12 protein-coding genes are annotated in these 14,473 nt (G+C 45.1%); all 12 read left to right on the forward strand.

The annotated features are described in order from the left end of the window. The first annotated feature begins 12 nt into the window (after nucleotides 1-12). The 12 genes from ACHUFZ_RS01320 to ACHUFZ_RS01375 all read left to right on the forward strand — a co-directional run bounded on the left by ACHUFZ_RS01320 (nucleotide 13) and on the right by ACHUFZ_RS01375 (nucleotide 14,312). Nucleotides 13-1,470, forward strand: a complete 1,458-nt coding sequence (locus ACHUFZ_RS01320) for a sigma-54-dependent transcriptional regulator (RefSeq protein WP_394125528.1) — start codon at nucleotides 13-15, stop codon at nucleotides 1,468-1,470. Continuing rightward, the gene (locus ACHUFZ_RS01325) at nucleotides 1,451-2,503 is read left to right on the forward strand and encodes a glycosyltransferase family 4 protein (protein WP_394125529.1); all 1,053 of its coding nucleotides are present in this window, start codon (nucleotides 1,451-1,453) and stop codon (nucleotides 2,501-2,503) included. Before ACHUFZ_RS01320 ends, ACHUFZ_RS01325 begins: the two co-directional genes overlap by 20 nt. A gap of 137 nt (nucleotides 2,504-2,640) precedes the next feature. Further along, nucleotides 2,641-3,846 (forward strand): glycosyltransferase, encoded by a 1,206-nt coding sequence (locus tag ACHUFZ_RS01330; RefSeq protein WP_394125530.1) that lies wholly within the window; start codon nucleotides 2,641-2,643, stop codon nucleotides 3,844-3,846. Continuing rightward, nucleotides 3,839-5,017 carry a glycosyltransferase family 4 protein gene (locus ACHUFZ_RS01335; RefSeq protein WP_394125531.1) on the forward strand — a complete coding sequence of 393 codons (1,179 nt, stop codon included), beginning with the start codon at nucleotides 3,839-3,841 and terminating at the stop codon, nucleotides 5,015-5,017. Before ACHUFZ_RS01330 ends, ACHUFZ_RS01335 begins: the two co-directional genes overlap by 8 nt. A 20-nt stretch (nucleotides 5,018-5,037) precedes the next feature. Further along, nucleotides 5,038-6,465 (forward strand): lipopolysaccharide biosynthesis protein, encoded by a 1,428-nt coding sequence (locus ACHUFZ_RS01340; RefSeq protein ID WP_394125532.1) that lies wholly within the window; start codon nucleotides 5,038-5,040, stop codon nucleotides 6,463-6,465. After that, complete coding sequence (locus ACHUFZ_RS01345) at nucleotides 6,462-7,832, forward strand: O-antigen ligase family protein (protein ID WP_394125533.1); 1,371 nt, start codon at nucleotides 6,462-6,464, stop codon at nucleotides 7,830-7,832. The genes ACHUFZ_RS01340 and ACHUFZ_RS01345 overlap by 4 nt, the downstream gene beginning before the upstream one ends. A gap of 102 nt (nucleotides 7,833-7,934) precedes the next feature. Beyond that, a complete protein-coding gene (locus tag ACHUFZ_RS01350) occupies nucleotides 7,935-8,666 on the forward strand; it encodes an acyltransferase (RefSeq protein ID WP_394125534.1) in 732 nt (243 codons plus the stop codon). Next, entirely contained in the window at nucleotides 8,659-9,774 is a 1,116-nt protein-coding gene (locus ACHUFZ_RS01355; RefSeq protein WP_394125535.1) for a glycosyltransferase family protein, read from the forward strand. Before ACHUFZ_RS01350 ends, ACHUFZ_RS01355 begins: the two co-directional genes overlap by 8 nt. Further along, on the forward strand, nucleotides 9,771-11,207 hold the full coding sequence (locus ACHUFZ_RS01360; protein ID WP_394125536.1) for a GumC family protein: 1,437 nt from the start codon (nucleotides 9,771-9,773) through the stop codon (nucleotides 11,205-11,207). The genes ACHUFZ_RS01355 and ACHUFZ_RS01360 overlap by 4 nt, the downstream gene beginning before the upstream one ends. A gap of 183 nt (nucleotides 11,208-11,390) precedes the next feature. Further along, nucleotides 11,391-12,479, forward strand: a complete 1,089-nt coding sequence (locus tag ACHUFZ_RS01365; protein ID WP_394125537.1) for a glycosyltransferase — start codon at nucleotides 11,391-11,393, stop codon at nucleotides 12,477-12,479. Beyond that, entirely contained in the window at nucleotides 12,476-13,663 is a 1,188-nt protein-coding gene (locus ACHUFZ_RS01370; protein WP_394125538.1) for a glycosyltransferase family 2 protein, read from the forward strand. The genes ACHUFZ_RS01365 and ACHUFZ_RS01370 overlap by 4 nt, the downstream gene beginning before the upstream one ends. A gap of 10 nt (nucleotides 13,664-13,673) precedes the next feature. Continuing rightward, nucleotides 13,674-14,312 carry a sugar transferase gene (locus ACHUFZ_RS01375; protein WP_394125539.1) on the forward strand — a complete coding sequence of 213 codons (639 nt, stop codon included), beginning with the start codon at nucleotides 13,674-13,676 and terminating at the stop codon, nucleotides 14,310-14,312. Nucleotides 14,313-14,473: the final 161 nt, after the last annotated feature.

Raw genomic sequence — 14,473 nt, forward strand, 5'->3', positions numbered from 1 at the left:
AGGACATCACGAATGAAACCAAAAGTATTATTAATAGAAGATTCCACCTCTTTGGCGATTTTGTATAAGCAATATGTAAAAGATGAACCCTACGATCTTTTCCATGTTGAAACAGGCAAGGAAGCTATTGCCTTCATTGAGCGCAATATCCCGCAACTGGTGATTCTAGATCTCAAACTTCCTGATATGCACGGGGAAGAAATACTCGATTGGATCAATGAGCGCCAAGTTCCCACTTCCGTGGTCGTGGCAACAGCCCATGGCTCTGTAGATTTGGCGGTCAATTTGGTTCAAAAGGGTGCGAAAGACTTCTTAGAGAAACCGATCAATGCCGATCGCCTCAAAACGTCAATCGCCCTGCACTTACAGCAAGTGAAACTTGCTAACCTTGTAGAGGACATCGAGAACAAGTTTGACCGAAATCGCTTTCACGGATTTATCGGCTCAAGCTTACCGATGCAAGGGGTCTATAAGATCATTGATTCCGTTGCGCCCACCAGCGCAAGTGTATTCGTGATTGGCGAAAGTGGCACAGGTAAAGAAGTCTGCGCGGAAGCTATTCACCAAGAAAGCAAGCGTAAAGACAAAGCATTCATCGCTATAAATTGCGGCGCGATACCTAAAGATTTGATGGAAAGCGAAATCTTCGGCCATGTAAAAGGCGCATTTACCGGTGCGACGGCTGATCGCAAAGGTGCGGCGTCAATGGCCAATGGAGGTACGCTTTTCCTAGATGAGTTGTGCGAAATGGAATTGGAAATCCAGAAAAAGCTGCTGCGTTTCCTGCAAACTGGCACTTTCACTCCCTTGGGCGCAACAAAGGAAATGAAGGTGGATGTACGGATAATCTGTGCAACCAACCGAGATCCGTTATTGGAAGTTGAAGAAGGCCGCTTCAGAGAAGACCTTTATTATCGCGTACATGTGGTTCCTGTTGATATGCCACCGCTAAGAGATCGCGGTAATGACATTCTCACATTAGCAACACACTTCTTGAAAATGTACGCAAAAGAAGATGGTAAAAAGTTCGCTGCCATTCATCGTGATGCTGAATCAACCTTAAAGCGTTACAACTGGCCAGGCAATGTCCGACAGCTGCAAAATATCATTCGTAATATTGTGGTCCTCAATGATGACACGCACCTACGCTTATCTCATTTGCCAGAACAAATTACCCGAAACCAAAAAGCAAAAACTGCAGTGACTCAACCTGTTGTCTCAGCGCCTACGCCACAAGAACCCGCTCACTCCAATGCAGCACCAAATCCTGAGCAACCTTTTGCAAACGCACCTGAACGCCCAGTGACTATTCGCCCTATGTGGCAAATAGAGCGTGAAACTATCCAACAAGCTATCGACTATTGTGATGGTAACGTCTTGAACGCGGCAGTCTTGTTGGAGCTGAGCCCTTCAACGGTATACCGCAAGAAACAAGCTTGGGAAGCAGAGGATGAACACCAAACCGTCTAATCAGGTATGGCTCATTATCGATAGCTTCACTTTTGGTGGCATCGAAACGCACTTGCTTGAGCTCGCGAATGGGCTCAAGCAACACCAAGTGCGAGTCAAGGTCTGGCTTATTCGCCGGTATGAATCAGAATCTCTTCTAGCGGCCAAACTCCATAACGCTGGCATTGAAGCTGAATATCTTGATCAAACGAATCGTCATTACCTCCCCTATTTGCTCAAACAGATTAAATCTGAGCGCCCAGCACTGATCCACGCTCATGGATACAAAGCCAGTATTGTCAGTAAGCTAGCGCGCGTAGCCACAGGCGTTCGCCAAATATCGACTTATCATGCGGGAGAGACCCCCAATGGTATAGTTTGGTTATATGACTTGATAGACCGATTTAGCGCCTTTCTCTCATGTCATTCCATCGCTGTTAGTGAGAAAATTTCTGCAAAACTGCCAGTCAAAACACTCGCGTTTAATAACTTTATCGACGACCGTAACCTCACCCCAAGCAGAGGAAAATCTATCGCCTTTGTCGGCCGTTTAAGTGAAGAGAAAGGTCCAGACCGAATCGTAGATTTGGCGCAGCTCAACAAGGCTCTAAATTTTGAAATTTATGGTGGTGGGCCAATGGAGGAGCAGCTTAAAAAAGTCTCGCCACCAAATGTCACTTTTCATGGCCACCAATCTGATATGAGCTCGGTTTGGAGCGACATTGGATTGCTCATCATATGTTCTCGCTATGAAGGTTTACCAATGACCGCATTAGAAGCGATGGGGCGTGGCATCCCGGTGCTTGCTCTTAATGTTGGCAATCTTTCTCACCTAATCGTTAATAACGACAATGGCTTTCTCACCGATTCAATGACGGAACTTAATGACGCTTTAGCCGGATTTACTGCTTTTGATGATACGCAGCTACTGGCGATGCAGACCTCTGCAATTAACACTATCAAACAGGCTTATTCTGCCGAAGCCGTTATCCCACAACTGCTCCGTCTTTACTTCCCATCCAGATATCAATCTGACTTTCAAATTGAGAAATAGCAGTTTCACATTACAGTCATTAATTTTAATCCAATAAAATCAGCAGCTTATCATTATTGATTTATTGGCACTCCCCTTGCCTTATCAATAGTAGTCGACATCAGTATCGATACTATTTTGAATTGAAGGAACGGGTTATGGCTAAGAAAATCTTATTTGTACATTACGGTGATAATTGGATTCGTGGTAGCGAGAAGTGCTTACTCGACTTAATTCATTATTTAGACAATCGTCAGTACCGTCCATATGTTTGGACTAATAATGAAGCGCTGTTAGCCGCATTAGATAGCGACTTTGTTCCTGGTGAAACTTCAGATTTCCCACTTTTACTCGGATGGAAAGCGCCTAAATATGACGTTAGTGAATGGTATCGCCTGTTCAAAAAAGCGTGTGACATCATTGAACGCAGAGAGATCGACCTGATCCATGTTAACAGCGCCGCACCTTGTCAATGGATGCTCGCCGCTGCCCATGCTAAGAAAGTCCCTTTAGTAACACAGCTGCATAGCCCTTACCCAGCGCGTGAACGTCTAACGACCGGCTTACATTTATCTCCGCATATCATTTCTGTGAGTCGCTATGTTGCTAAGTCTTTACTACAAGATGGTTACCCAGAAGAAAAACTATCAATTATCCATAATGGTATTGATGTAAAAAGCCTAGAATCTCAGCCAGAAGTACACGTCAAAACCAAGCTATTGCTGCCTGAAGATAGCTTTGTATTTGCCACGGTCGGCTCGTTAATCAAGCGCAAAGGGGTTGATCGCATTCTTACGGCTCTGCGACACGTTACCTTAGAGTATCCGCATGTACACCTTGTCGTAATTGGTGATGGCCCACTACGTAATGAACTGGAATCACAAGCGGATTACCTTCACCTTGCTGCCAATATTCATTTTGTCGGTGAGCAAAGCAATGTTTTAGGCTGGCTTAAAGGCTGTGATGCATTTGTCAGTGGCGCAAGAAGTGAAGCGTTTGGTCTGGTTGTCGCAGAAGCGGCCCTTGCCAAGCTTCCAATTGTTGCCCCATTCGAAGGTGGTATCCCTGAATTTATCCGTCATGGTAAGACCGGTATTCTTTACCCTAACTACAAGATTGCCCCACTAGCCAATGCGATGCGCATCGCCGTCGCTAATCCAAATCTATGTCAAAAGCTCGGCAAACAAGCGCACCAATACATTTCTCTTAATCACTCTCTTGATAACTCATGTCGTCGAATTGAAGCGCTGTATCGCCAACTGTTATCTCAACCTCAAGAGCAAGCGCGTTCAATCTTACATACATTCTCGCCACTGAAAACATTTGTCGCGAACCGCTTAGCATTAGGGGGTGAGCATGGGTAGTCGAAGCCAAACCTTAGTATTCGATCCTATCCCTTTTAAAGGAGGGTCGAAGATAGCAACCAGTGACGCGTTAAACCTGTGTAACCGTAAAAACTGCGAATTTATCATTCTTACTGTCGACCCTGCATATTGGCAAGCAACGGAGCTATGCTCTCATAATGAGGTTAGAGTCGCCAAGTTGTGGCATGTTGCGTGGCTGATGAAGCATCACCATGGTTATCTCTATTGGCTAAATCAGGGTTTACTACTGATACAACTTCTCTTCTCGCTATTACGATTTGGCCATATCCATCAAGTCGTTGGTGCCTCTGGGCCCGGTATTGATATGCCGATCTATTTGGCACGACGTCTATTCACTTACCGTGTCACCCAACTTATTCACGGAAATGTCGGGCGCTCGCGCTCAATTGGATATTGCCTTGCGCAAGCGGAAGCGGTGTTTTATTTACCGTCGACAAAGCAAAGCTTACTGGCGGCGCTTGAATGCTATTTAGCTCACGCAACGGGAGTGTCTGACAGCCGCGTTCTTGCTAAATTTTATCTCAACTCTTCCAGTTACCAATCTTTTATCAACGGACTGCCACACGCTCGCTGGCCTACCCAAGCACAGCAAGATCTGCCAATCTGCTTTTGGGCGGCGTCGTTACTTAAGTGGAAAGGACTGGATCTTTTCGTTGAAGCGCTCAAGGAATGCTCCCGCTTTAAGCCCGTATCGGCAAACATTTGTTTTATCCGCCCCAAAGACACTTGCTTACCCATTTCTGAAGCGCCAATTAATATTCGCCATATCAAATGGTATGACGACCCTGTCGATTTAGATGCAATCAGAGCTCAATCCAACATATTCATTTCAACTAGCCAAAAAGAACCGTTCGGGCTATCAATCCTTGAAGCGCTTGCCGCTGGTATGTGTGTGATCATTCCTCAAGATGGTGCGTTCTGGGATAACGAACTCACGCATGACCAAGACTGCATCAAATATCAACCCGATGACGTTCACTCTCTGGTCAACGCCCTGCTCTATGCAACCAATGATGCCAGTGTGTTGAATCGATGCCAGGCCAACGCATTGCAAACGGCCGAACAGTACAAAGCAGAATACCGTTACTTAAGACTTGCACAGCATATAAATAGTGACGCTGTCACACCAGTTATTCATATCTGTGAGTAGATGAGTGTAGGAGAAGCCAGATGAGTCAAAAACAACTTAAAAGCATCAGCCTATACGCATGTAGCGTGATCTTAATGAAAGGTATCTCTCTAATCACGCTGCCCTTGATGGCTTACTACTTATCACCGGCGCAGCTTGGTCAACTTGAACTCATTGGCGTCACCACCATGTTTTTTAGCCTCGTCATTGGCCTTGCGATGCATGAAAACCTCTACCGCTTTGTTGGTGTGGTGCGAGATGATGAAGAAAAAAAACAGAAAGCAGGCCAACTTTACAGTGCGACACTTTGCCTCTCTTTTTGCTTAAGTGTCATCGTACTCTTGGCTTACTGGGTGTTTGCAGTTGAAATAGAATCGATGTCCAACAACATCATATGTCTTATCGCTTTGGTGTTATGTTATGAAGCACCGCTAGCAATTTGCTTGGCGTGGTTAAGATTGAAAAATCAAGCGACAATGTTTTTCAAAGTATGCATTGCGACTGTATCACTGCAAGTCAGTTTACTGATCATTGCACTCAACGTTATTCCAAGCGTAACCGCTATCTTTGCACTCAATGTGCTGTGTACATTTGGCCAATTCCTATTCCTGCATCAGAAGCTCGGATTCAAATTTGCCCTTCCACGTTACTCGGAGTTCAAAGGATATGTTGGTTATTCAGCCCCGTTAATGCTTTCTGGTGTTGTCGCCTTTGGTCTAAGCGGTGCAGAACGTTGGATCATCGCAGGTACTACCGATCTAGAAACACTCGGTATGTACGCCATTGCAGCAAAATTCGCGATTGGTGTGGGCATTCTAGTTCAGCCTTTTCATATGTGGTGGATGCCTAAGCGATTCTCAGCCATGGAGCGTCTAGGAGCACAGTACACAGCGCAAATTACTCAACAAGGCATCATGTTGCTTTGCGTAGTCGCCGTGGTCGTTTCTTGGTTAAGCCAGGTGTTTATCTCAGTTGCGTTACCTGACACCTACAAACTCGCCGCCTCATATGTAAGCCTAACCATTTGTATGATGCTCTTTAAAGAGCTGGTTGAGTTTACTAATTTTGGCGTGTTGTATCGCAAGAAAACAACTCAACTTCTGATGATCAATATCGGCGCAACGGTGACCGCTTTTCTGATATGTCTAGCCACCATTGGGGCGGGCATAGATGTCATTCTCTTTGCGTTAATTATTGGCCAGCTATGTCGTTTTTTAGCGACTTATTGGCGCAGTCAGACACTCGCTCCAATTCAATACCAAGCTCCAGCACTCGCCGGCTTAATTGTTCTCACGACACTATTTTTGGTGACCAGTCGCTATCAACAACATGTTGAGCTTTCATTACTGATGCTGTTCTTGCAACCTCTAGCTTTGCTTGCTTATGCGCTTAGAGCCAAACTCATCGATATTGCGTCGTTTAAGTCTGCATACAGTGCGCTGCAAACCTATTTAGGTAAAGCGCAATGACCGACCTAGAAAGAACCAAAGCCACTATTGTAATGACTGCCGTATGCATGCTGCTCGCGGCGGTATGGGCGATTGCACCTAACCCGTTGTTAATCATTGCAATATGCTTTGCGCCATTGGGGGCTTTGTTTGTACTCAATCAGACCTTTTGGTTCGTCAGTCTATTTGTACTCTTTTCATTTTTCCGCATTCATGAATCTCTACCCGCTCTCTATTCACTTAAAATTCCGCTACTACTGTCTATGGGGGCGCTAGCAGCATTGTTATGGCATAGCTTGATCAGTCGTAAACTTGAGACCTATTGGCACCCTAGCTTTACATGGCTAGCCATATTCTGGCTTCTGGTGGTTATTGGGGCTGTTTTATCCTCCAATCCCGGTCTTGCGATTACCTATTTCAAAAATATTTATTGGAAAATAATCATCATGACGCTGGCGATTGCTTGGTTGGTTAATAGTGAAGAGTCGGTAAAAAAGATCTCAACTTTAATCATTCTCGCCGGCCTACTCACCGCTTGCGTAGCGTTATTTAACTCAATCAATGGGATTGGAATTGTTGAAGGCTCCCGTGTCACAATCGGACGTCAATTGGGTTCGGTGCTCGGCGATCCTAACGACTTATCGCTGGTTCTTATGTTTCCACTCGCCTTTGCGATGAGCTTTGCGGTGACGAAAGGGATTGGTTTCTCTCGTTTTATCGGCGTTATATGCCTTATACTCGCCATGGCTGCGGTTATAGCCACCCAAAGTCGCGGTGGCCTGCTCGGTTCCATCGCTGTTTTTGGCATATTCGGCCTACGATTAATCAAATCCAAAGCACTGCTCATCATGATCGCAACCATTGGACTGTTTGCACTTTTCGCGATGGCTGGCATCTCTGATCGACAATCCGGAGGATCTGCGGAAGAAGGGATTGACGCATCCGCGATGGGTCGACTATACGCGTGGGAAGCCGCCTTTAAGATGGCATTAGATAACCCACTAACAGGAGTTGGCTTGAACAATTTCTATGCGAATTACTTTTTCTATAGCCCGCATTGGGATGGTTTAAATCACGCGGTACACAGTACTTGGTTTGGTGTTTTAGCCGAAACCGGATTTCTTGGTTTGATCATATTTATTGCTATTATTGTCTCGCTGATCAAAACCAGTAAAGAGACGCTGGCAGTATTAGATAAACAAGGGCCATCCGTCTCTCCTTACCTGACCGCTACTGCACTTGCAGTTTACGCTGGTGTTATTGGCACCATTGTTTCTGGTACCTTCCTGACTCAAGGGTTTACTTGGCCAATCTATATCCTAGCAGCGCTTTGTATCTCCCTATCGCGTATTACTCAAAAGTATTCTCAAATTGAGAAATCTCAATAACACTGAAACGGCCATATCATAACCCATTGTTCCTTAAGCATTATTATTTTGGCATGCAACATGATACAGCTTCTATTCAAATAGATAAAAAGGAAGCACGTTATGTTGGTACAGCAAGCTCACGGCCTTAAAGACTGGCTCAAAAATCACGACAATCCCTCTTTTCGTCGCGTCTTTCATGCTTTAAAAGCAATTCGAGCATGTGATTTACCTACGCCCAAATTGCTCAACCGTCTTATTGCCCTATTGTATGGCGGCATGAGAAGTATCCTCCATGGTGCTACACGTATCTTTATCAACACTCCCGCGTTTAAAGGCAAGCTTGATCACTATGGACGTGGACTCTACTTATTCGGTGGTGTTCCACTCGTCTCCGGCCCACTCAACATCTCCTTAGGTGATGATTGCCGTATCTCCGGACAAACAACGTTTAGTGCACGCCCTCTAAGTAAGCAACCTCAACTGATTGTTGGTAGCAACGTTGACATTGGCTGGCAAAGCACCATTGCTGTCGGGAATAAAGTCATCATCGGAGACAATGTTCGAATCGCTGGGAGAGCGTTCCTATTCGGCTACTCTGGCCACTCAATGGACTCAGAATTGCGTGCTCAAGGGCAAGGTGACCTTGATTGTGATGTCGGTGATATCACCCTAGAGAATGATGTCTGGTTAGGGACCAATGTAACGATTTGTCCAAATGTAACGATTGGACAAGGAACCGTTATTGGTACCGGTAGTGTCGTCACCAAAAGTCTCCCTCCTTTCGTTGTCGCAGTAGGAAACCCTGCAAAAATCGTTAAACACCTTAAACAGACCGGAGGTCATCATGCGTGATTTGATTGTATTCGGTGAAGACTTTGGTGGGCTCCCTTCTAGCACACAACACTTAGTGACGCGCTTAGCGAAACAGCGAAAAGTCCTTTGGGTGAACTCTATCGGCTTACGCCAGCCCAAACTCACTTCGCACGACATTAAGCGCGTTTTCTTCAAGTTAATGGGCAAAGGGAAAAGCGGCTATAGAACTAGCCTTGAAACTCCTAGCAACATAACCGTGGTTAATCTGCGTACCATACCGGCTCCACACTCAGCGTTTGCTCGCTATGTGGCGAAAGCCCTTATCTGCGCTCAGTTACGCCCTATCGTACAGCGGTTAGGTTTGAATAAGCCCGTACTATGGAGCTCTTTGCCCACGGCTGCTGACCTGTGTGGAAGCCTGGGCGAATCTTCTGTCGTCTATTATTGTGGTGATGATTTTTCGTCGCTGGCTGGCGTTGATCACCATGTCGTTGCTAAACACGAATTTAAGCTGATCAATAACGCCGATCTTATTTTCGCCGCCAGCGCTAAATTACTTGCTAAGTTCCCTCAAAACAAAACACGTTATGTACCCCATGGCGTTGACACTGAGTTGTTTCGTCAACGCGTGCCACGAGCAAAGGACCTGCCTTGCGCAACGAAAAAGATCGCCGGGTTTTATGGCAGTTTATCAAACTGGTTAGACTATAAACTGATTCATAAAGTTTGCCTTGATAACCCTAGCTGGGAGTTCGTTTTTATCGGCCCGATCGAGCTCAACTACAATCCACTTCCTCAATTGAGTAATGTGCATTACCTAGGTCCAAAAGCGCATCACGAATTACCTAGCTACAGCCAACACTGGGATGTCAGCCTGCTACCGTTTGTTGCCAATGATCAAATTGCTTCATGCAGTCCACTTAAGCTCCTTGAGTACTTGGCAGCGCGAAGCCGTGTGATAAGTACGCCATTTCCAGCACTGACGCCCTATGTTGATTATGTTGATGTCGCTCCTGACGCCGATGCATTTTCTAGCGCTCTTCAGTCGCTAGAACAAACCCGCCCCGCTGTCACCTTAAATAATATCGACAAGAACAGTTGGAATGCACGAAGTCAACTAGTTCATGAAATGTTGGAGTCACTATGAATGAGCTTAAAACACGATTAGTCATCATCCTCAACGGAGCGTGGCGCCAGCGCTACATTATCGTTGTACCGATACTTATCTTGCCTTTTGTTGGCTATTTTATTGGTAAAATGGCGCCAAACAATTATGTTTCTCATACTTCAATGTTGATCCAAGAGACTGCAAAAATGAATCCGTTTCTCGAAGACATTGCCGTTTCGACCATGCTGAAGGAACGTCTTAATGCCTTGAGTACTCTACTAAAAAGTCGACATGTACTGACAGCCGTCGCCATGGAACATGAATTAATCAATGACCAAATGAAACCGGCCGAGAAAGATTATGTCATCAGCGTGCTATCCAATAGCTTATCGGTCACCCAACCGGGTAAAGACTTCTTAAAGATCTCGTTCACCGCTCCCTCACCTACTGGGATGAAAGAGATGTTAGAGTCGGTCAGTGATCACTTTATCGAACAACTCCTTGCTCCTGAGCGTTCGTCAATCAAAGACTCCTCAGAGTTCTTGGCTATTCATATAGAGAAAAGACGCGTTGCCTTGGAGCAAGCAGAAAACGAACTTGCTGATTTCAAAAACCGCTATGCGTCAGTTACACCAGAGATGCAAAGCCAAGCCCTAGGCCGACTCGCAGCGCTTAAACAAAGTTACGCAGAGAAAAAAGCCGAGCTTGCAGGGGTCGAAAGAAGTCTAGGTTCACTAGACCAACAACTTTCCAAGACCAACCCTGTTGTCGGTAAAATTGAAGACCAAATCATTGATATAAGAAGCCAATTGACGCTGCTAAAAGCCAAGTATACTGACAGTCACAGCGCAGTTCAGGGCAAAGAGCGAGAGTTACGCCGTCTTGAAAACGAACGCAAACTCTTAATCAACACCGAGCAGCCATCTATTAGTAGTGAACAGCTATGGGATATCGCCAGCAGCGCAAAAGTACGCGAGCTGGGTGATGTACAACCCCTTCTTGTTACCCAACTGCACAGTTTGCAGCTAGTAAGAGGCCGATACGAGTCTCTCACTGAAGAGACCAAAAGCTTAGAAACCATGATCAAAGAGCTAGAGCAAGAAGCCAATCGTTTCGGTGATAATGCCAAAGTGATGCATCGTTTTGCGCGTAACGTTGAGGTCAAGCGCCAGCTATACGATGAACTGATTCAAAGATATGAGATGGCTCAGCTAACAGGTTCATTGGGTATCTTCGAGCAAAACAAACGCGTTAAGATTATCGATTTGCCTTATACGCCTAGTCGCCCAGCCAACCTGCCAATCGTCGTCTTTATCATCGCAGGGATTGTTGCGGGTATCGGTTTAGGCTGCGGTATTGCCGTTTTGATCGAGTTATTCGATTCATCTGTACGCCGTAAAGAAGAAATAGAACAGATTACCAATGCGCCTTTGCTTACTCAGATTCCAAAAATTAAACCTTATCATTCATAACGCAATTCAAATTGAAACGCCCAATATCAAATCAGGATAAAGTGACATAACCAATTGATAAACAAGGTCAATACTATTGGCACAGATAATGCTTCTTCTCTTATTAACGCCTACATTTGATGATGATTGATTTACTTCCACCATCAAAAGCATTTCTCTAAAAGACAGTAACGAGGAGTTATTATGAACAGAGGTTCGACAACCATCCACGTCGTTCAGCACCTTGCCCCAGGTGGACTTGAGGCTTTGGCGCTAAATATGCTCAGCTACTCCCCTAATCGAGATAACGTTTTAATCGTCAGTTTGGATGGAACAAGGGAAGAATCGATCGATAATTGGCCACGCTTAGCCCAATTTCAAGATCAATTACTGTTCTTGAACAAGCCCAATGGCTATAGCGTTAAAACACTCTATCAACTGTATAAGCTATTTCGGACATTCAAACCGAGTGTTGTACATACCCATCATATTGGCCCTGTTCTGTATGGTTCCATCGCAGCTCGCTTAGCTAATATTAAAGTTAGAATTCACACTGAACACGATGCATGGCACCTTTCTAGCCTCAAACATCGTTCTTTACAAAGTCTCGCGATTAGAATCGCCAAGCCAAAACTAGTCGCAGATGCCGCCTTGGTGCGTGATCAAGTACAAAAGCAGCTTAACCTTGATAGCGTTACTGTAATAAAAAATGGTATCGACTGTGCGACGTTCAAACCCGGCTCTAAACTCTTAGCGAGACAAGCACTTTCTCTTCCTGTTGATACGTTATTAGTCGGGACTGCTGGACGTTTGGAGCAAGTTAAAGGCCACGACGTACTTATCCACGCAATATGCTCTTTGCCGAAGAATATCCACTTAGCGATCGCAGGCGATGGGAATGAGCGCGCAAACCTCGAAGCTTTGGTTAGTGAACTTGGGCTATCAGATAGAGTCACCTTCATGGGGCTAGTTAATGACATGCCACGCTTTTATCAGAGCTTAGATCTATTTTGTCTTCCTTCTCGCAGCGAAGGGTTCCCACTGTCGACACTTGAAGCGCAATCTTGTGGCATTCCCACCGTAGCAACAAAGGTTGGCGCAACAGAAGAAACCCTATGCCCAATCACTAGCGCATCTGTACCGAGTGAAAACCCACTAGCACTTGCCACTAGCATTCTATGCAACATCAATGAGCAATTTGATGTATCGCCAAGAAATTTTGTCCTAAAGCATAACGATATCAAGATGATGATACAGGCATACCATTCACTGGCAGAGGAGAAGACCGCATGATGGACTTGACGCTTTCAATCATATTTGTGCTATGCAGCCTTTTAGTGGTCTATCACCATGTCGGCTACCCTATTTTCTTAAAGTGGTATTCCCGTCATCACCCGTTAAAGTCCATAAAACACAAAGTTCGCGGCTATCGCGCAATGAACAGCGACCGCCGTTGTCTTGCGGTTACGATATTGATTCCGGCTTACAATGAGGAACAATGGATCGCAGACAAGATCCGTAATATTGCTTCGCTTGATTACCCGCGAAATAAACTCAAAGTCATCATTGCTTGCGATGGATGTAGTGATAATACCGTTACGATTGCCGAACAAACCATTCAAGAAGCGATTTGCGCAGACACACACTTTGAAATACGCGCGTTTACCCAAAATCAAGGCAAGGTGGCACTGGTCAATCAGCAACTCAAAACCATCTCAAGTGACATTATCGCCTTGAGTGACGTTTCGGCATTGATTTCTATCGATGCGCTTTGGATTGCGAATAAACACTTCCAAAACCCACATGTGGGTGTCGTCAACGGCCATTACCAACTGTTTAATAGCCATAACGAAGGTGAAAACCGTTATTGGCAGTACCAAAGTAAAGTCAAAATGAACGAGGCGACGTTGGGCTCAACTTTGGGTGCTCACGGGGCTTTCTACTTATTTAGAACTCATCTGTTTGAAGAGATGGAAGCCAATACAATTAACGACGACTTCATGATCCCCATGACGATTGTCAGAAAAGGCTATTCGGCTATCTATGAACCAAACATGGTGGCTTTAGAGTTAGAACCCACCAACCAAGAAAATGACTTTCGCCGTCGACTACGAATCTCCGCAGGCAATATGCAACAAGCAATTCGATTAGCCGATATGTTTTTGCCCAAGTATCGTGGTATTGCCTTCGCCTTTATGTCTGGTAAAGGTCTACGATTGCTGACGCCTTACTTGTTGATTCTCTGTTTTGTCTCGTCGGTTTGGTTAATTGAACACCCATTGTTTTCTCTAGCGGTTGTAGCCCAAGTTGCGCTCTATTCAGTCGCGCTGTTGAGCTACTACCTACCTTACATTTTCTGCCACAAAACCTGCAAAGTGATCCTTTACGTCGTCGCTGGTCACTATGCCAACTTCATTGGTGGCTTACGTTATTTATTCGGACTTGAATCAGGAAAGTGGTCTCGTGTAGATCAATAAGGAGCTAATTATGAGCAACGTTTCAAATCACATATCTATCTGGCTAGCAAAACGACTGTTTGACCTATTCGGTGCTCTGTTTGGGTTATTGCTGTTGTCACCTTTCATTCCTTTTATTGCTTTAGCCATCAAGATAAGTTCACCAGGTCCTGTGTTTTACAAGCAGCTAAGAGTGGGTAAATCGACCCCTCAAAAAATGGTGTTCTTTGAAATAATTAAGTTTCGCACCATGTATCAAGATGCAGAGCAACGAACCGGCGCGGTTTGGGCGACAGAGAATGATCCGCGTATTACTCCTGTTGGGCGCTTCTTACGTAAAACCCGTCTTGACGAAATCCCCCAACTGTTTAATGTCGTTCTCGGTGATATGTCGTTAATCGGTCCTCGTCCTGAGCGCCCAAGTTTTTATCAAAAGCTGGAAAATGCGATTCCTTACTTTGCCGATCGTACTTATGGTGTGATGCCAGGTATTACCGGACTTGCTCAAGTCAACCAAGGTTACGATACATGTATCGATGATGTACGCCGTAAAGTGGGTTATGACCATAGTTATGCTCTATCGCTCTGTTCTATGAAATCTTGGCTAAGCATGGACTTGTCGATTATTACTCGTACTATCGTTGTGATGTTTGACGGACGTGGACAATAAATAGTCCCTACTATGTGCGTGATTTAACGCACATTTTCTTAATCGAGACGGATAAAACAGCAACAATTCGATTAGTTATAAAGCAAACGGCTTCAAATCATTAAAAATGCCCTTGCAGGATTGAATAACTCTCGGTAACATCCATCTCGTTCTTAAGGAAT

This window comes from Vibrio hepatarius (assembly GCF_043642085.1).
Classification (GTDB): domain Bacteria; phylum Pseudomonadota; class Gammaproteobacteria; order Enterobacterales; family Vibrionaceae; genus Vibrio; species Vibrio hepatarius_C.